At 39.5% G+C, this 23,157-nt stretch carries 23 protein-coding genes; all 23 read left to right on the top strand.

What is annotated here, in order from left to right; translation table 11 throughout:
* The first annotated feature begins 2 nt into the window (after positions 1 to 2).
* The 23 genes from ACSAMO_RS02545 to ACSAMO_RS02435 all read left to right on the top strand — a co-directional run bounded on the left by ACSAMO_RS02545 (position 3) and on the right by ACSAMO_RS02435 (position 23,149).
* Positions 3 to 269, top strand: coding sequence for a DUF370 domain-containing protein (locus ACSAMO_RS02545; RefSeq protein ID WP_022230795.1), 267 nt, complete (start codon positions 3 to 5; stop codon positions 267 to 269).
* Positions 262 to 864, top strand: coding sequence for a guanylate kinase (gene gmk / locus ACSAMO_RS02540; protein ID WP_117967592.1), 603 nt, complete (start codon positions 262 to 264; stop codon positions 862 to 864). The genes ACSAMO_RS02545 and gmk overlap by 8 nt, the downstream gene beginning before the upstream one ends.
* 19 nt (positions 865 to 883) lie before the next feature.
* Positions 884 to 1,207 (top strand): DNA-directed RNA polymerase subunit omega, encoded by a 324-nt coding sequence (gene rpoZ / locus ACSAMO_RS02535; RefSeq protein ID WP_117967591.1) that lies wholly within the window; start codon positions 884 to 886, stop codon positions 1,205 to 1,207.
* A 2-nt stretch (positions 1,208 to 1,209) separates the two neighbouring features.
* Positions 1,210 to 3,645 (top strand): primosomal protein N', encoded by a 2,436-nt coding sequence (gene priA, locus ACSAMO_RS02530; protein ID WP_499209772.1) that lies wholly within the window; start codon positions 1,210 to 1,212, stop codon positions 3,643 to 3,645.
* A gap of 14 nt (positions 3,646 to 3,659) precedes the next feature.
* Positions 3,660 to 4,109 carry a peptide deformylase gene (def, locus tag ACSAMO_RS02525; RefSeq protein ID WP_022230799.1) on the top strand — a complete coding sequence of 150 codons (450 nt, stop codon included), beginning with the start codon at positions 3,660 to 3,662 and terminating at the stop codon, positions 4,107 to 4,109.
* Between the two features lie 13 nt (positions 4,110 to 4,122).
* Positions 4,123 to 5,064: a methionyl-tRNA formyltransferase gene (gene fmt, locus ACSAMO_RS02520; protein ID WP_499209771.1), complete on the top strand. Its 942-nt coding sequence runs from the start codon at positions 4,123 to 4,125 to the stop codon at positions 5,062 to 5,064.
* Between the two features lie 2 nt (positions 5,065 to 5,066).
* Positions 5,067 to 5,756: a zinc metallopeptidase gene (locus ACSAMO_RS02515; protein WP_022230801.1), complete on the top strand. Its 690-nt coding sequence runs from the start codon at positions 5,067 to 5,069 to the stop codon at positions 5,754 to 5,756.
* Positions 5,756 to 7,015: a 16S rRNA (cytosine(967)-C(5))-methyltransferase RsmB gene (gene rsmB / locus ACSAMO_RS02510; protein ID WP_482489338.1), complete on the top strand. Its 1,260-nt coding sequence runs from the start codon at positions 5,756 to 5,758 to the stop codon at positions 7,013 to 7,015. Before ACSAMO_RS02515 ends, rsmB begins: the two co-directional genes overlap by 1 nt.
* Positions 7,016 to 8,035, top strand: coding sequence for a dual-specificity RNA methyltransferase RlmN (gene rlmN / locus ACSAMO_RS02505; protein WP_499209770.1), 1,020 nt, complete (start codon positions 7,016 to 7,018; stop codon positions 8,033 to 8,035).
* Positions 8,036 to 8,079: 44 nt separating this feature from the next.
* Positions 8,080 to 8,823, top strand: coding sequence for a Stp1/IreP family PP2C-type Ser/Thr phosphatase (locus ACSAMO_RS02500; RefSeq protein WP_499209769.1), 744 nt, complete (start codon positions 8,080 to 8,082; stop codon positions 8,821 to 8,823).
* Entirely contained in the window at positions 8,813 to 10,981 is a 2,169-nt protein-coding gene (pknB, locus tag ACSAMO_RS02495; protein WP_499209768.1) for a Stk1 family PASTA domain-containing Ser/Thr kinase, read from the top strand. The genes ACSAMO_RS02500 and pknB overlap by 11 nt, the downstream gene beginning before the upstream one ends.
* Positions 10,982 to 10,989: 8 nt before the next feature.
* The gene (gene rsgA, locus ACSAMO_RS02490; protein WP_147514829.1) at positions 10,990 to 11,853 is read left to right on the top strand and encodes a ribosome small subunit-dependent GTPase A; all 864 of its coding nucleotides are present in this window, start codon (positions 10,990 to 10,992) and stop codon (positions 11,851 to 11,853) included.
* A complete protein-coding gene (rpe, locus tag ACSAMO_RS02485; protein WP_499209767.1) occupies positions 11,838 to 12,479 on the top strand; it encodes a ribulose-phosphate 3-epimerase in 642 nt (213 codons plus the stop codon). The genes rsgA and rpe overlap by 16 nt, the downstream gene beginning before the upstream one ends.
* Entirely contained in the window at positions 12,479 to 13,087 is a 609-nt protein-coding gene (locus ACSAMO_RS02480) for a thiamine diphosphokinase (RefSeq protein ID WP_499209766.1), read from the top strand. The genes rpe and ACSAMO_RS02480 overlap by 1 nt, the downstream gene beginning before the upstream one ends.
* The gene (locus tag ACSAMO_RS02475) at positions 13,084 to 14,211 is read left to right on the top strand and encodes a cysteine desulfurase family protein (RefSeq protein WP_499209765.1); all 1,128 of its coding nucleotides are present in this window, start codon (positions 13,084 to 13,086) and stop codon (positions 14,209 to 14,211) included. The genes ACSAMO_RS02480 and ACSAMO_RS02475 overlap by 4 nt, the downstream gene beginning before the upstream one ends.
* Positions 14,212 to 15,390, top strand: coding sequence for a tRNA uracil 4-sulfurtransferase ThiI (gene thiI / locus ACSAMO_RS02470; protein ID WP_117967862.1), 1,179 nt, complete (start codon positions 14,212 to 14,214; stop codon positions 15,388 to 15,390).
* Positions 15,391 to 15,409: 19 nt separating this feature from the next.
* On the top strand, positions 15,410 to 15,910 hold the full coding sequence (locus ACSAMO_RS02465) for a CinA family protein (protein WP_499209764.1): 501 nt from the start codon (positions 15,410 to 15,412) through the stop codon (positions 15,908 to 15,910).
* 104 nt (positions 15,911 to 16,014) lie between these two features.
* Positions 16,015 to 17,142, top strand: a complete 1,128-nt coding sequence (gene recA / locus ACSAMO_RS02460; protein ID WP_412274021.1) for a recombinase RecA — start codon at positions 16,015 to 16,017, stop codon at positions 17,140 to 17,142.
* Between the two features lie 176 nt (positions 17,143 to 17,318).
* Positions 17,319 to 17,582, top strand: a complete 264-nt coding sequence (locus ACSAMO_RS02455) for an HPr family phosphocarrier protein (protein ID WP_022230813.1) — start codon at positions 17,319 to 17,321, stop codon at positions 17,580 to 17,582.
* A gap of 72 nt (positions 17,583 to 17,654) precedes the next feature.
* Positions 17,655 to 19,523: an excinuclease ABC subunit UvrC gene (uvrC, locus tag ACSAMO_RS02450; RefSeq protein WP_499209763.1), complete on the top strand. Its 1,869-nt coding sequence runs from the start codon at positions 17,655 to 17,657 to the stop codon at positions 19,521 to 19,523.
* On the top strand, positions 19,516 to 20,316 hold the full coding sequence (pgeF, locus tag ACSAMO_RS02445) for a peptidoglycan editing factor PgeF (protein WP_499209762.1): 801 nt from the start codon (positions 19,516 to 19,518) through the stop codon (positions 20,314 to 20,316). The genes uvrC and pgeF overlap by 8 nt, the downstream gene beginning before the upstream one ends.
* Before the next feature lie 14 nt (positions 20,317 to 20,330).
* Positions 20,331 to 21,929: an ABC transporter substrate-binding protein gene (locus ACSAMO_RS02440; protein ID WP_499209761.1), complete on the top strand. Its 1,599-nt coding sequence runs from the start codon at positions 20,331 to 20,333 to the stop codon at positions 21,927 to 21,929.
* Positions 21,926 to 23,149: a BaiN/RdsA family NAD(P)/FAD-dependent oxidoreductase gene (locus tag ACSAMO_RS02435; RefSeq protein ID WP_499209760.1), complete on the top strand. Its 1,224-nt coding sequence runs from the start codon at positions 21,926 to 21,928 to the stop codon at positions 23,147 to 23,149. The genes ACSAMO_RS02440 and ACSAMO_RS02435 overlap by 4 nt, the downstream gene beginning before the upstream one ends.
* Positions 23,150 to 23,157 lie beyond the last annotated feature (8 nt).

Here is a 23,157-nt window from a genome sequence, read left to right as displayed (position 1 = left end):
TAATGAAACTTATAAATATAGGCTTTGGAAACATGGTTAATGCCGAACGTGTTGTGGCAGTTGTAAGTCCAGAGTCCGCACCGATTAAACGTATAATTCGTGAGGCGGAGGATAAGGGTAATCTTATAAACGCAACATACGGCAGAAGAACAAGAGCCGTTATAGTAACCGATTCCGACCATATTGTTCTGTCGGCTTTGCAGACGGAAACGGTATCAGGCAGACTTAGCGGTGATACAGGAGAGGAGAGCGTTAAAGGCGATGAGTAGAGGTGTACTTTTTGTAATGTCCGGACCGTCGGGAACGGGCAAAGGAACGATTTGTAATGAACTTCTTGCAAATGAAAATAACGACGTATTTTTGTCCGTATCGTCAACAACGAGAGAAAAACGCAAAGGTGAAACCGACGGCGTGACATATAATTATACAACGGTGGAAAACTTTAAGAAGATGATAGACAACGGAGAAATGCTTGAATATGCTATGTACAGCGGCAATTATTACGGTACTCCGAAAAAGACTGTTGAAGATATGCTTGAGGGCGGCAAAAACGTTTTGCTTGAAATCGAGCCGCAAGGCGCACTTAAAGTTAAGAAACTTTTTGAAGAGGCAGTACTTATGTTTATAGCACCGCCGTCAATGAAAGTTTTAAAACAGCGACTTGAGGACAGAGGCCGTGAAACGGCAGAACAAATAGAAGAACGACTTGAGGCGGCAAAATGGGAATTATCTCAGTCGACGAAGTATGACTGTATATTCGTAAACGACGAACTTGGAGAGTGTGTTCGTGAAGTCGAAGAAACAATGCGTGATAAGGTTCAAAAGCGTAACCTTGTTGATAAATTATTAGCTGAAAATTATTGATTACTGGAGGAATATTATTATGATGATTAAACCTGGAATTTCGGAACTTTCAAAGTGTGTGGACAGCCGTTATACACTTGTTACAATGGCGGCAAAGCGTGCAAGAATGATTGGTGAAGAACGTATGCACGATATGGACGCATACGGCGATGAAAAACCTGTATCAGTTGCGGCAGAGGAAATCGTAGAGGGAAAAGTAGGCTATGTTCGTTCAGAGGCTATCAAGCGTGCAAAGGCTTGGGAGGACGAAAAGGCTGCGGCTATTCTTTCTCTAAACAGTAATGATGATGTACAGCCGGAAGAAGTTGAAGTCGTAGAAGACGATACAGAAGATAACGAATAATAATGATAGCAAAAATTATTGTGGATAATAAGTCAAAGCAAGTTGATAAACCTTTTGATTATCTTGTCCCGAAAGAACTTGAAGGCAAAATTAAAATAGGCAGCAGAGTGCTTGTTCCGTTTTCTTCCGGTAACAGAGAAATTGAGGGTTTTTGTGTCGGCACTGCGGATACAAGTGGCAGTAAACGTCTTAAATCCATAATAAGAACGGCAAACGATACCGTAGGCTTTGACGAAGATATGCTTGAACTTATCGAGTGGATGCACAAAAAATATCTTGCGTCATATCTTGATATAATTCATACGATTGTCCCGTCGGGTACAGCACTTAAAACGAAAGAATGGATTATTCTTGAAAATAAAAGTGAAGAAAAGTCGGAGATTAGACGACGTATTGCAGAAATACTGACTGATAACGGCGGAAGTATGGAATTTAAAGCACTTAAAGAAATGTGCGGAGTTGATATACAAAATCAAGTCCGTGCGATGATTAAAGAGGGTACTTTAAAAAAGGAATACAGACAATCGGTTGATATTAAGGATAAAAAAATTAAATGTGTAAAGCTTATATGTGACAGAGAAACAGCACTTGAAAGTGCCGAAATTTTACGCAGAAAAGCACCTGTTCAAGCAAAAATGCTTGAAGTGCTAAGCGAAAACGAGTATGTTTCTCTTGCCGATTTGCAGAAATTCACAAACGGCTCACACAGTACCGTAAAAGCACTTGAAAAGAAAAATCTTGTCAATGTGTTTGATATGACGGTTGAACGTGATCCGTATTGGAACAGAGTTTTTGAGAAAACAGAAAAGATGGTTCCGACACCGGAACAGGAATACGCGATAGATGAAATCACAAATTCCGTAAAATCGGGTGACGGAGGGATATATCTTCTGCACGGTGTGACAGGCAGCGGTAAAACCGAAGTTTTTATGCAGACGATTGAAAATGTGATAAATATGGGTAAAAGTGCGATTATGCTTGTACCCGAAATATCGCTTACACCGCAGATGGTTTCAAGATTTATGTCGCGATTCGGCGGCAGAGTTGCTATTTTTCACAGCGGTTTGTCCGCCGGTGAAAGATATGACCAATGGAAGAAAATTCGTGACGGTGAGGCTGATATTGTAATCGGTGCAAGAAGTGCGATTTTTACACCGCTTAAAAATATCGGAGTTATAATAATGGACGAGGAACATTCCGATACTTATAAGTCGGATATGTCACCGAGATACCACGCACGCGAAACGGCAATATTCAGAGCAAGTCAGTTTGGTGCAGCGGTTGTCTTGGCGTCGGCAACGCCGTCTGTTGAAAGCTATTACAAAGCACAGACAGGCGAATATAAGTTGCTTGAAATGAATACAAGATACAATAAAAATAAAATGCCCGAAATATCGGTTATTGATATGCGCAGCGAGTTGGAAAAGGGCAATAAAAGTATGCTTTCGGGTAAATTGTATAACGAAATCGAAGAAAATTTAAAACGCGGTGAACAGACGATTTTGTTTCTTAACAGGCGTGGATTTTCTACATTTGTTTCGTGTCGCAGTTGCGGATATGTACCGCATTGTCCGAATTGCAACATATCGCTTACATATCATAAATTTGAGGATAAATTAAAGTGCCACTACTGCGGATATGAACGATCGAATTATAAGCTTTGTCCGAAATGCGGAAGTAATTATATACGTTATTTCGGCGGCGGTACGCAAAAGGTGGAGGACGAATTAAAGCGTCTGTTCCCAAATGCGACAACTGTCAGAATGGATATGGATACAACAGGTAAAAAGCAGTCGCACGAGAAGATTTTGCAGAAGTTTGAAAAAGATAAAATCGATATTCTTATCGGTACGCAAATGGTGGCAAAAGGACTTGATTTTGAAAATGTAACGCTTGTCGGAGTTATAACGGCAGATACAATGCTCAATATTAACGATTACCGAAGCGGTGAGAGAACTTTTGCAATGCTTGAACAGGTTTCGGGACGTGCCGGCAGAGGAAGTAAAGAGGGCAGAGCCGTTATTCAGACGTATACGCCCGAACATGAGGCGGTCAGCCTTGTAAAAAGTCACAATTACAGAACTTTTTACGATAAGGAAATTGCAAAACGAAAGCTTATGTGGTATCCGCCGTTTTGTAAAATAGTGAGTGTGCATTTTCAAGGCAATGTTGAAAATACTGTTGCGAAAACGGCAAAATATTTTTTAAACACTGCAGAAAAAACACAGAATGTATCACAAAAAATACAGGTTTTAGGACCTGTGCCGTCATATATTTCAAAAATAAAAAACAAATACAGATGGCAGATTATTTTTAAATGCGAAGATGACGATAACTTGGGTGAGATACTTTCACAAGCTGAAATGACATGCAGAAAAAACAAGGAATTTTCGGATGTGGCGATAATAATAGACAAATCACCCGGTATGATAAATTAGAGAGGGGAAACATAATGGCAATCAGAGAAATAAGGGAAAAAGGCGATGAAATCCTTTATAAGAAATGCAAAGCTGTAGTGAAGTTTGACGAAAAACTTCATATACTTCTTGACGATATGTATGAAACAATGCAAAGCCGTGATGGTGTCGGACTTGCAGCTCCGCAAGTGGGAATACTGAAACGTGCGGTTGTCATAGATGTCGGTGACGGTAAAATTGAACTTATAAACCCTGAAATAGTAGAAGAAAGCGGAGAACAGACCGGCAGCGAAGGCTGTCTTAGCGTACCCGGAGTGTTCGGCGAGGTTACAAGACCGAATGTCGTAACCGTAAAAGCACAGGACAGGGACGGCAAGTGGTTTAAAATCACAGGTAAGGAACTCTTGGCAAGAGCTTTTTGTCACGAAATTGAACATCTTGACGGTAAATTGTTCTTGGACAGAGTAATTAGATTTATTGACTAACGGAGATGGTTGAATGAGAATTTTATTTATGGGTACACCCGATTTTGCGGCGGCGAGCCTTAAAGCTATGACAGACGCAGGTCTTGATGTTGTTGGTGTTGTATCTCAGCCGGACAGACCGAAAGGCAGAGGACATAAACTTGTACCGACTGATGTTAAGGCGGCGGCACTTGAGGCAGGTATAGAAAATATATATCAGCCCGAAAAACTGAGAAACGGTGAACTTCAGCCTGTTCTTGACAAACTGAAACCGGAGCTTATTGTCGTTGTCGCATACGGCAAAATTTTGCCTGATTATATAATAGATTATCCGAAATACGGCTGTGTTAATGTACACGCGTCACTTTTGCCGAAGTACAGAGGTGCGGGACCTATTCAGTGGGCGATTATAAACGGCGAAAAGGTTACCGGTGTTACGACGATGAAAATGGACAGCGGACTTGATACGGGCGATATGCTTTTAAAAGCGGAAACCGAAATCGGTGAATATGAAACGGCAGAGGAACTTTTTGACCGTTTAGCCGTAATAGGCGGCGATTTGCTTTTAAAAACAATAGACGGACTTGAAAAAGGCAGTATAACACCTACTCCGCAAAATGATAAGGAGCATACATATGCGCCTATGATTTCAAGAGAAACGGGTGTTATAGATTGGAGTAAATCGGCTCGTGAAATTTCAAAACTAATATGTGGCATGAATTCGTGGCCGCTTGCTTGCACAAAATATAAAGACGGAATTTTAAAAATTGTTTCCGCAAGAGTTTGTGATGAAAATTCGGATAAAGAGGCGGGAGAGATACTTGCACTTGAAAAGGGAAAAGGACTTAAAATTTCTTGCGGTGAGGGAACATTGTACATTGTAACGGCACAGTTCCCAAACAGTAAAAAAATGAATGTTGAAGATTATGCAAGAGGACATGAAATTGAATTAGGAGTTGTACTCGGAAAGGAGTAATTATGTTCAGCTATTATTTTGACCCAACGTATGTACTTGTAATAATTGCATTTTTACTTACATTGTTTGCGTCAATGGGAGTTAAATCGACTTTCAGTAAATACAATGATGTAAGAAGTTCAAGAGGAATTACCGCGGCGAGTGCGGCAAGGCAAATTCTTGATGCAAACGGACTTCAGAATATAAGAATTGAACACGTTTCGGGTGACCTTACAGACCACTACAGCCCGAATGAAAACGTCATAAGACTGTCGGATTCAACATATAATTCTACATCGGTAGCCGCAATAGGTGTTGCGGCACATGAGTGCGGTCATGCGGTTCAGCACCAAGTAGGATACGTTCCGATAAAAATTCGTAACGGAATTGTACCGATAGTAAATGTCTGCAACACGCTTTCAATGCCGATTTTCATAATCGGACTTATACTCGGACTTGGCAGACTGGCAATGGTTGGTGCGATACTTTTCGGTGCGGTGCTTGTATTTCAGCTTGTAACATTGCCGACTGAAATCAATGCGTCAAGACGTGCAATGAAAACTCTTGAAAGTATGTACTTACTTGAGGGTGATGAGCTTACAGGTGCAAGAAAAACACTTACGGCGGCGGCTATGACATATGTTGCGGCGGTTGCGTCAACGGCACTTCAATTTTTAAGACTTGTTTTATTGGCAAATCGTAGGAGAGATTAATGAGTAACGCAAGAGAAATTGCAATGAAAGTAATATACGACGTTGAATTTAACGGAGCATATTCAAATATGGCATTGAAAAAAGCTTTGAAAACGGATATGCCAAAACAGGATAAGGCGTTTATTTCCAATCTTGTTTACGGCGTCACAGACAGAAAATTGACTCTTGATTATGTTATAGGAAAGTTTTCAAAGATAAAATTGAAAAAAATATCGAAGTACATTCTTATAATTTTGAGAATGGGAATATATCAGATAATGTTTATGGATAAAGTGCCGATAAGCGCCGCAGTGAATGAGAGCGTAAAGCTGGCAAGAAGATACGGTCACGGTGCATCGGCAGGATTTGTAAACGGACTTTTGAGAAATGTGTCGAAAACAGAAATCGAATATCCGTCCGATAAAACAGAATATTTGTCTGTCAAATATTCGTTCCCGATGTGGCTTTGTGAAAAGTGGATTGATGAATTCGGATATGATTTTACCGAAAAATTGATTGAAAGTTTCGGCATGGAAAAAAGACTTAATATTCGACCGAACAGATTAAAGATAACGGCAGATGAACTTTGCAAGAAGTTTAACGACAACGGAATAAATGCCGAAGTTTATGACGGTTATATAGTGTCGGACGGATTTGACATTTCGGCGGACAGCTTATATAATGACGGATATTACACAATACAGGATTCAGCAGCAATGCAGACAGCAAAAGTGCTTGCACCGTGTGAGGGTGATACAGTGATTGATATGTGTGCCGCACCGGGCGGAAAGACAACGCATATTGCGGAATTGATGAACAACAAAGGCAAAATATACGCCTTTGACGTACACGAACATAAAATAGAGCTTATAAAAAAGAATGCCGAAAGGCTCGGAATAACGATAATAGAACCTAAACTTTCGGATGGCTGTAAAATAGACGAAAGTATGATAAATACGGCAGATAAAATACTTTGTGATGTTCCGTGTTCGGGTTTGGGAATAATCGGACGAAAGCCCGAAATAAAGTGGAACAGGGCAGAGGATAACGATTTACCGAAAATTCAAAGACAGATACTTGACAATGCGTCAAAATATCTTAAAATAAACGGTGAGATTGTTTATTCAACGTGTACGATTGAAAAAGAAGAAAATGAGGCTGTTACAGACAGTTTTACGGCGGATAACGAAAATTTTGAAAAAGTATTTGAAAAGACATTTTATCCGCACATAGATAACACAGACGGATTTTATATCTGTAAGATGAAAAGGATTAAGTAAATGATTGATTTAAAAGATTTTGAATATGATGAATTAATTGAATATCTTACATCCGTCGGCGAGAAGAAATTCAGAGCTGAGCAGATTTTTTCATGGCTTCATAAAGGCGTGGAAAGCTATGACGAAATGACGAACCTGTCAAAGGCAACAAGGGAAAAACTTGAAAAAGAAACGTATGTTTCAACGCTTAAAATCAGAGAAAAATATGTATCGAAAATAGACGGTACTGTAAAATATCTCTTTGAACTTCCGGACGGAAATTGTATAGAAAGCGTTGTTATGCGTTATCATCACGGACTTACGATTTGTATATCAAGTCAAGTCGGCTGCAGAATGGGTTGTCGTTTTTGTGCGTCAACGATAGGCGGACTTTACAGAAGTTTAACGCCGGGTGAAATACTTAATCAAGTTATTTTTGCACAAAAAGACGTCGGCGAGCGTATAAGCAATATTGTTATGATGGGTATAGGTGAGCCACTTGACAATTTCGATAACGTCATAAAGTTTTTGCACAATGTAAACCATGAAAAAGGACTTAACATAGGATACAGACACATTTCGTTGTCAACCTGCGGTGTTGTGCCGGGGATATACGCGTTGGCAAAGGAAAAACTTCCTATAACGCTGACAATATCTCTGCACGCGCCTAACAATGAAATTCGTGACAGTATAATGCCTGTAAATCATAAATACGATATTGAAGAATTATTGACGGCTTGCAGAGAATATGTAAAGACGACAAACAGACGTATCAGTTTTGAATATTCTCTTATTCACGGTGTAAATGACAGTATGGCAAATGCAGAGGAACTGGCAAATCTTGTCCGTGACCTGCACGGGCATATAAATCTTATACCTGTAAATAAAGTTGAAGAAAGAAATTTTGAAAAAGGAAGTAATGACGATATAAAAGCGTTCCAAGAAAAATTGACACATCTTGGCATAAATGCGACAGTAAGACGTGAACTCGGCTCAGATATATCAGCTTCCTGTGGACAACTGAGAAAAAAAGTGATATAATATCAAAAACTATAATTCTTTAGTGAAATGAGGTGATTTTCAAAATGCAGTTTGGTGCGGTTACCGATATAGGAATGCACAGAAAAATTAATGAGGACAATTATTACGTAAATGAAAGCGACACGTTCCCTTACGCAGTTGTTGCGGACGGAATGGGCGGTCATCAAGCCGGTGAAGTCGCAAGTATGATGGTTGTCGATATTATAGAAAACCACTTAGAAAAAAATCTTGATACCGAACTCGACTATGTAGAGGCAGGAGAAGTTATACGTCAGGCGTTTATATCGGCGAACAGTATCATATACAATTATGCAAAGAATCATTATAAAGTAATGGGAATGGGAACAACGGCGACGCTTGTAATGATTTATCAAAACAAGATTATTACGGCACACGTCGGAGATTCACGAGCCTATATGATAGGTGATGAAATCAAACAGATAACAAAAGACCATTCCTATGTACAGGAGCTTGTATCAAGAGGTGAAATAAGTCCCGAAATGGCAAAAAATCACCCTAAAAAGAACTACATAACGCGTGCTATGGGTGCAGAGGACACCATAAAAGTAGATATTTCGATTAAACCTTATAATGGTGAAACTCTTGTGCTATGCTCTGACGGTCTTACAAATTTCGTAGAGGACGATGAAATCAGAACATATATTAAAAATAAAAGCAACCTTCAGAAAAGTGCGGAAGAACTTGTAGCACTTGCAAATGAACGAGGCGGCGGAGATAATATTACCATTGTGGCTTTGGAAAGGGAGAAATGTGATAATGAACAGTGATAATTTAGTTGGAATAACACTTGGAAATAGATATGATATGCTTGAAAAAATCGGTACCGGCGGTATGGCTACAGTTTATAAGGCGAAAGATACGCTTTTAAACCGATATGTTGCGATAAAAATACTTCGTGATTCGCTTGAGGGTGAAGAACAGGTTGTTTCAAACTTTATAAAAGAGGCTCAGTCATCGGCGAGCTTGGTACACAATAACATTGTGTCTGTTTACGATGTCGGCGAAGAAAACGGGCTTAATTATATGGTTATGGAATACGTTGACGGCATTACACTTAAAGAATACATAAAGCAAAAGGGTGCACTTCCTTGGCAGGAGGCCTGCGACTTTGCTATTCAGATCGGACAAGGTATAAGCGAGGCACATTCTATTAATATAATACATCGCGATATTAAACCTCAAAATATTCTTATGACAAAGGACAAAACTTTGAAAGTAACGGACTTCGGTATTGCCAGAGCTGTTGCGGGAGAAACTACCGTTGTCGGCGGAAGTGCTTTGGGTTCGGTGCATTATATTTCGCCTGAACAGGCAAGAGGCGGATTTACGGACGCAAGAAGTGATATATATTCACTTGGTATTGTGCTTTACGAAATGCTTACCGGAAAAGTTCCTTTTGACGGTGATACTCCTGTGAGCGTAGCACTTATGCACCTTGAAAAAGAACCTGTAAACGTTAAATGCGTAAATCTTGATATACCGACTGATTTGGCATATGTTACAATGAAAGCAATTTCAAAAGAACAAAGTAACAGATACCAAAATGTACAGGAATTTGTTGACGATCTTCATGCTGTACTTGCAGATGAGCCGCTTCCGAGCCGTGATGATGTATATGAAGAAGTCGCACCGCAGGAAGATTATTCGTATGACGACGAAAGTGATTTTGACGATAATCTTGATGTGCCGGAAACGGTAGAGGAGGAAGAACCTTATGAAGAGGAACTTCCTGCAAGAGGTCGTACAAAACGTAAAAAAGTAGTAAAGAAAAAGAATAAAAAGCAGAAGAAAGAGGACAGGATTGCTGTTGTTCTTGCAATTTCAACGGCGGCGGTTATTTTACTTATAGTTCTTGGAGCATTTTTCTTTATAAATATGCGTAAAGAGGCGATTGTGCCTGACCTTAAAAATATGACTATTGAACAGGCAACTGCGGAAATTGAAAAAGCAGGACTTCATTTGGCTGATGAAATCGAATATTCGCTTTCGGATACGGTTGCGGAAAACTGCGTAATTTCACAAGACCCTACAGCCAAAAAGATTGTGGCAAAAAATTCTGATGTAAAACTTATAGTTTCAATAGGTTCATCGGGCGGTGATATTGTAGCGCCTGATGTTACGGGAAAACAGTTTGATGAGGCTATTGCGGAAATTCTTGAACTTGAGCTTAATTATACGGTTGTTGAGGAAGAATCTGATGATGTACCGTCGGGATATGTAATTCGTCAGACGCCGTTGGGCGGAACAAAGCTTAACAAAGACGATATTATAAATATCCACGTCAGCAAAGGTAAGGGAGAAAGCAGTGCGCAAGCTACTCCTGCAGCTGAAAGAGTATCAGTTCCGAGCATAATCGGTTTGGGCAGAGAACAGGCAGAGGCAACACTTAAAGCAAACGGATTAAATCTCGGTAACGTTTCAAGAAAAGCGTCTTCGGCACAAGAGGGAACTGTTATTTCACAAAGTCCTGAACTTGGCAAGACTGCGAATAAAGGCTCATATGTAAGCATTGTACTTTCAAAGGGTGAAGAAGCTCAGGCAGATCAATCAAATCAACAAGCGGAACAAAATAATTCATCACAGACAAAAAATGAACAAAACAATGCAAGCACAAACCAAAACAGTTCAAGCAATTCAAACACATCAAGCAACGACAATTCAAGTTCAAACACATCCGACAGTTCAAACAGTGATTCGGGTTCATCAAACCAAACATCAACAAGAACTTTCACTGTAAAAATTCCTGACACTGCAGATGATTCGGTTGATGTTGAAATTGTAGCAAACGGAAAAACAGTTCATAATGCAGTTCACTCAAAGGACGAAGGCACTGTATCGGTTGAAATTACAGGCTCGGGAACTGCGGAAGTTCAGGCTTATATAGACGGAAGTAAGGTAAGTGACAGAACAATAAACTTTAATTAGAGGTAATTATGGTTGGAACTATAATGAAAGGTATTGGAGGCTTTTACTATGTAAAGGCCTCTGATAGCATATACGAATGTAAAGCAAGGGGAATTTTTCGCAAGGAAAAGATAACACCTATGATTGGCGATAAGGTGAATATTGAAACGGACGGCGAAAAAGGCAGTATTATTGAAATAATGCCGAGAAAATCGTCGCTTATAAGACCACCGGTTGCAAATGTTGATACAATGATGCTTGTCGTTGCGGCGGCGTCACCGGAGCCGAATTTGTTTTTGATAGACAAAATGCTTATAAATGCGGAGATTAATAATATAACTCCTGTTATTTGCATTAATAAAACAGATATAAAAAAACGTGAGGATATAGAAGAAATATATTCAAAAGCCAAATATAAAATATTTTCTGTAAGTGCCGAAAGACAAGACGGCACGGATTTGCTTATGGGTTATTTGAAGGATAAGACGACTGCATTTGCGGGACTTTCGGGAGTTGGTAAGTCGAGTCTTTTGAGTATTATCACAAACGGAGAACTTGAAACGGGAAGTATTTCCGAAAAAATAAGCCGCGGAAAACATACGACGCGTCACGTTGAATTGTTTGAACTTGAAAGCGGAGGTTTTGTACTTGATACACCCGGTTTCAGTTCACTTGAAATTGAAAATATAAAGGCTGACGATTTGTGGCAGTATTTTCCCGAAATGGCGGACTCTCAAAATAAATGCCGTTTCAGAGGATGCTCACATATAAACGAGCCTGATTGCTATATAAAAGAAAAGCTTGAAAACGGAGAAATGGCTCAGTCACGATATGACAGCTATACTCAAATATACAATAAACTAAAATCAGTAAAGGAATGGAAAAAGAAATGATATTATCACCGTCTATATTGTCGGCAGATTTCGGTATACTTGCCGAGCAGGTAAAAAGGGCAGAGAACGCAGGAGCACAGTGGTTGCATATTGATGTTATGGACGGACATTTTGTTCCGAATATGACTTTTGCAATGCCTGTTATAAAGTCATTACGCAAGTATACAGATATGTTTTTTGATGTACATCTTATGATAGATAAGCCGGAAAGATATATTGATGAATTTATCAATGCCGGTGCGGACGGTGTTACTATTCATATCGAGGCAACCGAAAAGCCGAAAGAATGTATTGAAATGATACAGAAGAGAGGTAAAAAAGCGGCGATTTCGATTAATCCGAAAACACCTGTATCGGCGATTGAAAAGTACCTTGATAAAGTCGATATGGTGCTTGTTATGAGCGTTGAGCCGGGTTACGGCGGTCAGAAATATATTGAAAGCGTTAATGAAAAGATTGCGTATATTCGTGAAAAAATGGGCAGTGACTTTGATATTGAAGTTGACGGCGGAATTAATGCAAACAATATTGACAATGCGATTAATGCAGGCGCAAATATAATTGTTGCGGGAACGGCTGTGTTTAATGACGATATTGAGGGCTCTGTAAGGAGTCTTATGAGATAATGCGTGCGGTAATAATCGGTAACGGTGATATAAAAGACTATCAATATATAAAAAGCAAAATCAATGACAATGATTTTATAATATGTGCCGACGGCGGCTATAACCATGCGAAAAAAATGGGGATAGTGCCTAATGTGCTTATAGGTGATTTTGATTCGGCAAAGAATTTTGAAAAAGTTAAGGACAGAATTGAATATCCAAAACGCAAGGATTTTACAGACGGTGAACTTGCGGTAGCTTACGCGGTGGATAATGGATATGAAGACATAGTCCTTATCGCCATGACAGGCGACCGTTTTGACCACAGTATAGCGGATATTTTATTGCTTGAAAAGTGTAAAAACGGTGTGCTTATAGACGATAATAATGAAATTTATTTGTTAAAAGATAAATTGGCGTTAAACGGAAAAACAGGACAAACTCTGTCTATAATTCCGATAAAGGATAATGCGGTCGGAATAACAACAGACGGACTTGAATATCCGTTGAATGACGAAACTTTGTATTTCGGCAGCAGCCGCGGCATAAGCAATATTATGCTTGCGGATAAATGCAATATTACAATAAAAAGCGGAATGGCATTGGTAATAAAGGTGGAAAGAGTATGATATATCTTGATAATGCGGCAACAACAAAACCGTCAAAAGCGGCAGTTGATGCAATGATTAAGGCGGCGGAATGTTTCGGTAATCCGTCGTCGCTTCACGGTTTGGGTATTGAGGCTGAAAAACTCATAAACGAAAGCAAAAAAAATATTGCCGATATGCTTGGCGTTGAAAGTAAAAATATTTTGTTTACATCGGGCGGTACCGAGGCGAATAATTTGGCTGTTTTCGGCGTTGCGGCGGCACGTCACAAAATCGGTACAAAAATTGTTACGAGCAAAATCGAACATCCGTCTGTACTTGAGGCATTCAGAAAACTTGAAATTGACGGATTTAATGTTGAGTATCTTGACGTTGACAGTGAAGGCAGAGTTGACCTTGATATGCTTAGAAACGTTCTTGATGATGAAACGATACTTATAAGCGTTATGCACGTCAATAATGAAACGGGCGTTATTCAGCCGATTGAAGAAATAAGAGAAATTATGCTTGAAAAAGCACCTTATGCACATCTTCATACTGACTGTGTGCAGTCGTTTGGTAAAATAGATGTGAAACCGAAAAAAATGGGTGCGGACCTTGTTACGATAAGCAGCCATAAAATTCACGGCTTTAAAGGTACGGGTGCATTGTATGTAGCAGATACAAGAATGATACGTCCGATATTGTTCGGCGGTGAACAACAGGGGGAAATAAGACCGGGTACGGAAAATGTAGGCGGTATACTTGCGTTCGGTGCGGCGGCGGCTGAATGTGACACCGACCAATCAAAACTTATACATTTGAGAAACACAATGAAAGAAAAACTTCAAGAAATACCGAATATTAAGATAAACGGCTCTGACGAATATAATTCCGGCAGTGTTTTAAACGTATCGTTTATCGGCATAAAGGCTGAAATACTTCTTCATTCGCTTGAGGCACATAAAATATATGTTTCAACAGGTTCGGCTTGTTCAAGCCACAAACCGCAGCCGAGCCATGTACTTACGGCTATGGGACTTGATAAAAAAGAAATTAACGGTGCGGTGAGAATCAGTTTTGACAGATTGACAGAAGAATCAGACGTTATAAAAGCGGCGGAAATTATTGCAAAAGAGGTTGCGACAATAAGGAGATTTATGTAAATGAAAGAGATTATTCTTGCAAAATACGGAGAAATTATATTAAAGGGCGGTAATCGTCCGAAGTTTGAAAATATATTGATGAACAACATCAGAAATTCACTGAAAAATGTGGCGGAGGTAAAGGCAAGACTTGCACAGGCTACAATTTATGTCGAAGTTTTTGATGAAGACAAAATGGATATTGTAGTGGAAAGATTGTCGAAAATATTCGGTATTGTTTCAATTACAAGAGCGGTTGTTTGTGAAAAGGATATTGAGGATATAAAGGCGAAAGCCAAGGAATATTTGAAGAAAGACTTTAAGGACGGCGTTAAATTTAAGGTTGAGGCAAAGCGTTCTGATAAGCAGTTCCCGCTTAACTCACCTCAAATTTGTATGGAAGTCGGCGGTTATCTTGACGACGAATATCCGAATATAGTCGTTGATGTTCATAATCCCGAAGTTACGGTTAAAGTCGAAGTCAGAGATTTCGGTGCATACGTTTATGCAGATGAAAATAAAGTGCAGGGACAGGGCGGTATGCCGATAGGCACAGGCTCAAAGGCAACCTTGCTTTTGTCGGGCGGTATTGACAGCCCTGTTGCAGGTCATATGATTTCAAAACGCGGTGTTGAAATTGATGCGGTAAACTTTTTCTCATTCCCATACACAAGTGAGAGAGCAAAAGAAAAGGTTATTGAACTTGCAAGCATAATCGCACAATATACGTCAAAAATCAATTTGTATATCGTGCCGTTTACGGAAATACAGCTGCAGATTGCAGAAAAGTGCCCTGAGGAACATTTGACGCTTGTTATGCGTAGATTTATGATGCGTATTGCGGAGAGATTGGCGCGTAAGCATAAATCGTTGGCACTTGTAACAGGCGAGAGCGTCGGACAGGTTGCAAGCCAAACTCTTGCGGCACTTGACGTTACAAATTCGGCTGTTGATATGCCGGTATTGCAGCCGCTTATCGGTATGGATAAGATTGAAATAGTTGACAGAGCACACGAAATCGGTACATTTGAAACATCAATTTTACCGTATGAGGACTGCTGTACAGTGTTTACACCAAAGCACCCTACAACAAATCCGAAACGTGCAAATATTGAAAAGTCTGAAAATAGACTTGACGTTGAAACACTTATCGAGGCTGCTTTGGCAGGCGTTGAAAAGATAGAAGTATATCCTAAATAATAAGGCTTGGGTGATTGATATGAAAGTGGAAGTAAACGGTTTAAATGAAAAAGTTGTAAAAATGCTTGCGGAAAGAAAAATGACTGTTTCGGCGGCTGAAAGCTGTACAGGAGGACTTTTTGCGGCACTTATAACAAATGTTTCGGGTGCGTCGGAGGTTTTGAATGAAAGCTTTGTGACTTATGCAAATTCGGCGAAGATGAAATATCTCGGTGTCAAGGGCGAAACGCTGGAAAAACACGGTGCAGTGAGTTATGAAACCGCTTTTGAAATGGCAGATGGACTCAGAAAAAACACAGGTGCGAATGTTACTGTCGGCATAACAGGCATAGCAGGCCCGACAGGCGGAACGAAAGAAAAGCCGGTAGGACTTGTATATGTCGGCATATGCGTTATGGGTGAAACGGAAGTGAAAGAACTTCATTTAAACGGTACACGCGAAGAAGTTCGTGAGTGTACTTGCAAAATTACGTTTGAAAATATCGCAAACCGTATTGAAAATATCACTAAAGTACAATAAATTGTACTTTGCACGGCATTGAGTTAAAAACTGCTTGAAAAAAGAGTGTTTATGTAATATAATTGACGTATAAAATATAAGTGATACTTTAAAGGAGAAAATAAATGGCAAAAGAAAAGGATAAGAGTAAACCTAAAGTTGTAAAAATGACTGACGCAGAGGAAAAGAAAAAGGCTCTTGAATCTGTATTCAGTGTTATAGAAAAGGAATACGGTACAGGAAGTATTATGAAACTCGGCGACGCAAATTCGGTTGACGTTGAAGTTATTCCGACAGGCTCGTTGACGCTTGATATGGCACTTGGAGTAGGCGGACTTCCGAGAGGCAGAGTTATAGAAATATACGGCCCTGAATCTTCGGGTAAGACAACCGTTGCACTTCACGTTGTGGCAGAGGCACAGAAAATGGGCGGTGAGGCTGCATTTATTGACGCGGAACACGCTTTAGACCCTGTATATGCAAAAAAATTGGGCGTTGATATAGACAATTTAATTGTTGCACAACCGGATACCGGTGAACAGGCTTTGGATATTGCCGAGGCACTTGTACGAAGCGGTGCGCTTGACGTAATCGTTGTCGACTCTGTTGCCGCACTTGTTCCGAAAGCGGAAATTGACGGTGAAATGGGTGACAGCCATGTCGGTTTGTTGGCAAGACTTATGTCACAGGCTCTAAGAAAGCTTACTGCCGTTATCTCAAAATCGGGTACAGTCGTAATCTTTATCAACCAGCTAAGAGAAAAAGTCGGTGTTATGTACGGTAATCCCGAAACAACTCCGGGCGGTCGTGCACTAAAGTTCTTCTCATCTGTAAGATTGGACGTAAGACGCGGCGAGGTTATAAAGAACGGTACGGAACTTATCGGTAACAAGACAAAGGTTAAAGTTGTTAAAAACAAGGTTGCACCGCCGTTTAAAACTGCCGAATTTGATATTTTGTACGGCGAGGGTATTTCAAAAGAAGGTAATATTCTTGACTTTGCAGTTGAAAACAATATTATCAAGAAGTCGGGGGCTTGGTTCAGCTATAACGGTGAAAAAATCGGTCAAGGCCGTGACAATGTAAGAAAATATATGGTTGAGAACAAAGAATTTACTGCTGAAATCGACAGACAGGTTAGAGAATTGTTGAAAAATAACAGCGGATACTTGCCGAGTGAGGCTGACGACAGTGATAATACTGACGGCAAACAGCCGACGGAAACGGAAACAACCGAAACAACTGAAGAATAAGCGTGTATTATTTCACAAAATTATTATCCGAATAATAAAAAGATAAGTAAATAATAACTAAAAATTGTTACAAAACGATAAAAAGGATTGACGTGGGACAAATTTTTTAGTATGCTAATTATAATATTTATATCGGTAAAATATGTGATTAAAATTTAAGACAGGGGGCACAATTCATGGTTTCAAGTGAAGTGGCAGTTCAAAATTCGGTAGGCTTGCATGCAAGACCTGCAACATTTTTCATTCAAAGAGCAAATGAATTTAAGTCAAGCATATGGGTTGAGAAAGACGAAAGACGTGTGAACGCGAAGAGTCTTTTGGGAGTTCTTTCACTGGGTATCGTTAAGGGTACATCAATATCAATCATTGCTGACGGTAGTGATGAAGAAGAGGCAGTTAAGACTTTGGTTGAATTGATTGAATCTAATTTCTCTGAATAATTTTAAATAATATTTAAGAAAATAACTCTGCATTATTATGTAGAGTTATTTTTGGTGTAAGGAGGTGGCAATATGTTTGATTTGGAACAGGAATTAAAGAATTTGCCCGAAGATCCGGGTGTGTATATAATGCACGACAAGGACGATAAAATAATATATGTCGGTAAGGCGAAGATACTTAAAAACCGCGTCAGACAGTATTTTCAGAAAAATTCAAACCACACACCGAAAGTTCTTGCCATGGTGTCGAACGTGGCATATTTTGAATATATTGTCACAGACTCCGAAACAGAGGCGCTTGCGCTTGAATGTAATCTTATAAAAAAGCACAGACCGAAGTATAATATACTTTTAAAGGACGACAAGCATTATCCGTATATAAAAGTCACGATAAACGAACCGTATCCAAAGGTTTTGAAAGTCCGAAGACTTTTAAAGGACGGTGCGAAATATTACGGACCGTATGTGTCGGGAATAACAATAAAAAATACTCTTGAGCTTGTGCAGAAACTTTTTAAACCGCCGACTTGTCACAGAAAATTTCCGGACGATATTAGAAAAGGCAGACCGTGTCTTAATTATCACATCAATAATTGCTTTGCACCGTGTACGGGAAAGGTTTCAAAAGAGGAATACAGACAGGTGTTTTTTAATATTTGCCGTTTCCTTGACGGCAACCACAAGGAGCTTATAGCAGAACTGACAGAGCAAATGATGAAGGCTTCACAGAATATGGAGTACGAGAAAGCGGCTGATTTAAGGGATAAAATTCAAGCCGTAAAGGATATAGAAGAACATCAGAAGATTATAAATACCGATAAACAGAACGATAAAGACGTCATTGCACTTGCAAGGGAAGAAAGCGTTGCATTTTGTGAGGTATTCTTTATCAGAAACGGTAAAGTTATCGGCAGAGAAAGCTATAAAATTGACAACACACAGCACAGTACAAATGAAGAAATACTTACCGATTTCGTAAAGCAGTTTTATCAAAACAGTGAATTTATACCCGAAGAAATTTTGACCGAATACGAAGTTGACGACAGCGAAGCGATAATGAAGTGGCTCAGCGGTATAAGAAAACGCAAAGTTACTATTGCAATGCCAAAACGAGGCGAAAAACTTCATTTGGTTGAAATGGTGCGTAAAAATGCCGATATTGCACTTGGTAATTATAAAATTAAGGTTATGAAAGAACGTGAAAAGAATACTGTTCTTGATATGATGCAGGAACAGCTAAGAATTGAAAAACGTCCTTACAGAATTGAGGCATACGATATTTCAAATATTCAAGGTACAGATAATGTCGGTGCAATGGTTGTATTTGAAAACGGTAAGCCTGCGAAACGTAAATACAGAATATTCAAGATAAAATCGTTTGAGGGTGCGGACGATTATGCGGCTATGCGTGAGGTCATATACAGACGTTTCAGACACGCGCTTGAGGAGGAAGAACAGGTTGAAAAGGGGACGCTTTTGAAACGAAACGCAAAGTTTTTGCCTTTGCCTGACCTTATACTGCTTGACGGCGGTAAAGGGCATTTAAACGTGATAACAGAACTTCTGGATATGATTGAAGTAGATATTGAAACATTCGGTATGGTGAAGAATGACAAGCACAGAACAAGAGGACTTGTTTCAAAAAACGGTGAAATCGAACTCAGTGCAACAAGTCCTGTATTTAAACTTATAACTCACATTCAAGACGAAGTTCACGATACCGCAATATCATATCACAGAAAATTGAGAGGTAAAATCAATTCCGAACTTGATAAAATAAACGGAATTGGTGAAAAAAGGCGAAAAGCCCTATTGACTACTTTCAAAACTATTGATAAAATAAAAGAGGCGACTTTGGACGAATTGTTAAACGTCAAAGAAATGGACAGTAAATCGGCACAAAGCGTATATGATTATTTTCGGAGGAATAGCGATGTTTAAGCTTAACAGAAAAAACGGTGTTTCGTATTACACAATTACATCATTTGAGAAAACAGGACTTGTAAAACACGGTTTTTCCACGCGTGAGGGTGGCGTCAGCGACGGCTGTTACAGCAGTATGAATTTTCGCTTTCACTGTGATGATACACGCGAAAATGTGCTTAAAAACTTTGAAATAATGGCTGATACGCTTGGTATGGACTATAATAAACTTGTGCTTTCAAAACAAGTTCACGAAGATGTTATTCATACCGTGACAGAGGACGATTTCGGAAACGGTATTGTGCTTGAAAACAAGTTTGATAGCGTTGACGCGCTTATTACGGATAAGAAAGGTATTCCTATGGTTACGCTGTTCGCCGACTGCGTACCGTTGTTTTTTCTTGACAAAAAGCTCGGAGTAGCCGCATTGGCACATTCGGGTTGGAAAGGTACGGTAAAGCGAATAGGTCAGAAAACAATCGAAAAAATGAAAAGAGATTACGGAAGTCGTGCGGAAGATATTTTGACCGCTATCGGTCCGTCAATACAGGAATGTCATTTTGAAGTAGGTGACGAAGTTGCCGAAATATTTATAAAGGAATTCGGTGAAGATACCGCAGTGAAATACGGTGAAAAGTATCACGTTAATATGCAGAAAACAATCGAAAAACAATTTATTGAAAGCGGCATATTGAAAGAAAATATTGATAATTGCGGAATATGCACTTACTGTAACAGTGATTTATTATTTTCGCACAGAAAGACGAACGGAAAAAGAGGAAATCTCGGTGCATTTATTGAGTTAATATAGATTTGGAGAATTAGATGAGAAGGATAAAGGGTTTAGTGGCGGTGTTGCTTGCAGTATGTACAGTTTTTTCTGTAACAGGGTGCGATACCGTTGAAAGAATTAAAGAGAGAATATCACAGGAAACTGTTGATGACGAAAAGGTTGCAGATGAAAATAAGACGGAAGTATCAAACAGCATAAGCGTGGGATTGCTTGATTTTGATACGTTTAATCCGCTTTTGACAAAATCAGAAACGGTTAAAGAGTGTATGGAATTTGTGTATGAACCGCTTTTTGAACTTAACGAAAAATTGCAGGCAGTACCGATTTTGGCTGAAAGCTATACTGTATCTCCCGACGGCAGAACGATTGATATTACGCTTAAAAACAACATACAATGGCAGGACGGCTCAAATTTCAACGCATATGATGTAAGCTATACATTTAAGCAAATACGTTCCGGTGTTACTAATTACACATCTGTGTTTGCAAATATGGCGGATTATATGGCAACTGGCGATTATACGTTTCAGATTACATTGAATTACGCAGTGCCGAATTTTGTGTCACTTTTGACATTTCCGATAGTGAAATATCAAAGTGATATGAAAGGCAATGCGAATTATATACCGATGGGAACAGGTCCTTATAAGTATAATTCACAGTTAAGCACAGGCAAGCTGTTGTTTTCGGCATTTGACAATTATCACAACGGCAGAGCAAAAATCGACAGCCTTTATGCTTATACCGTACCCGACTTGCAGAAGTATGAATCAATGTTTGAAGCAAGCGAAATTGACCTCATGACAGGCAGAACGGTAGACCTTTCGGAATATACACCGAGAGGCAGTGCAAGAAATAATGAGTATATAACAAATCAAATGACTTTTATCGGGTATAATACGGCAAATCCGTTGCTTTCGGGCGTTGAAACAAGACAGGGTCTGTCGAATATTGTTGATAAGGACAGTATCGTAAATTCAACGATATATTCGCGCGGTAAGGCAAGCAATATTCCGATTAATCCGTCATCAATTTTCTATTATGACACAAGTACAAAATTTAAGCCTGATGAAATTTTGACAACACAGCATTTGGGCAATGATAAATGGGGTTTGGACAATGACGGAAAATATGTACGCCATGTCGGTGCGCAAAAACAGGTTTTGCAATTTGAAATTTTGACAAACAGTGACAGTGCGGAAAAGGTTAATATAGCAAACGAAGTGGCAGACAGTTATACAAGATTCGGTATTCCGACAACAGTTACTGCACTTCCGTATGATGAATATATTGCAAGAATTAATGCGAAAAATTATGATATAATGATAGGTGAGATAGAAGTCAGTGCAAATAATGACTTGACTCCGCTTGTATCGTCGACCGATAATTATTTCTCGTATGCAAATCTCGACCTTGATATGCTTATTGGTCAGCTTGGAATGACGAATGACGAAGAACAGCAAAAGGCTTTATTCCGTCAGTATGGTGACATAATAGTGAATGATATGCCGTTTACTGTATTGTTTTTCAGAAAAGGCAATGTAATGTCAGGCTCAAAAATTAAAAGCGAAATTCTGCCGTCTGTTGACAGAATGTTCAGAAATATTGAAACTTGGAGTGTGACGGAATGAAAATAGTAGTAATCGGTGCCGGTGCGGCAGGGCTTTTGGCGTCAGGAAAAGCCGCCGAAACGGCTGATGAAGTGGTAATAATCGAAAAGAACGATATAATCGGAAAAAAACTTCTCATAACAGGCAAGGGAAGGTGTAATATAACAAATTCAGCCGATATTGAGGATATGATAGGTCAATATCCGAGAAATGCGAAGTTTTTGTATTCGGCACTATATACGTTTACAAATGACGATATAATACGAATTATTGAAGAAAACGGCGTTAAAACAAAAGTTGAAAGAGGCGGCAGGGTATTTCCGGTAAGCGATAAGTCGCAGGACGTTGTAAAGGCACTTAAAAAATACGCTTTAAAGCCGAATGTGTCGCTTGTGCATGATACGGTAAAGTCACTTATAATCAGTGACGGTGCCGTAAAGGGAGTAAAGACGTCTAAAACGTCAATTACAGCGGACAGAGTGATAATATGTACCGGCGGTAAATCATATCCGAGAACAGGTTCTACGGGCGACGGATACAAATTCGCAAAACAAGCGGGACATACAATTATCGAGCCTAAAGCGTCGCTTATACCTGTTTTAACGGAAGAAAAGTTCGTTAAGGATATAATGGGCTTGTCGCTGAGAAATATTAAAATAACGGCATTTAATCAGAAAAACAAAAAGGTGTATTCCGATTTCGGAGAAATGCTTTTTACGCATTTTGGAATTTCGGGGCCGGTAGTGCTTTCGATGTCGGCATATCTGAAAAATATCGGTAAGGAAAAATATAAAATAGAGATAGATTTAAAACCGGCTTTGACCGATGAACAGCTTAACGCAAGAGTGCTCAGAGATTTTGAAAAGTACAGTAAAAAGCACCTTGTAAACAGTCTTGACGATTTGCTTCCGAAAGCACTTATACCGATTGTAATATCACTCTCGGGAATAGAGCCGCATAAGGCAGTAAATGAAATTACGAGAGAAGAAAGAAACGGGCTTGTTCACGTTTTGAAACACTTTACACTTACCGCAGTCGGCGTACGACCTGTCGAGGAGGCTATCGTAACAGCCGGCGGAGTTAAGGTAAGCGAAATAAATCCGTCCACAATGGAATCAAAACTTGTGAGCGGTTTGTATTTTGCCGGTGAAGTGATTGACATAGACGGTTATACAGGCGGATATAATTTGCAGGCGGCATTTTCGACAGGCTATCTTGCTGGTATGAATGCAGCCGAATAGCATAGAAA

This window comes from Ructibacterium sp. SJQ-7, assembly GCF_054696575.1.
This window is presented reverse-complemented; position numbering and strand designations above follow the sequence as displayed.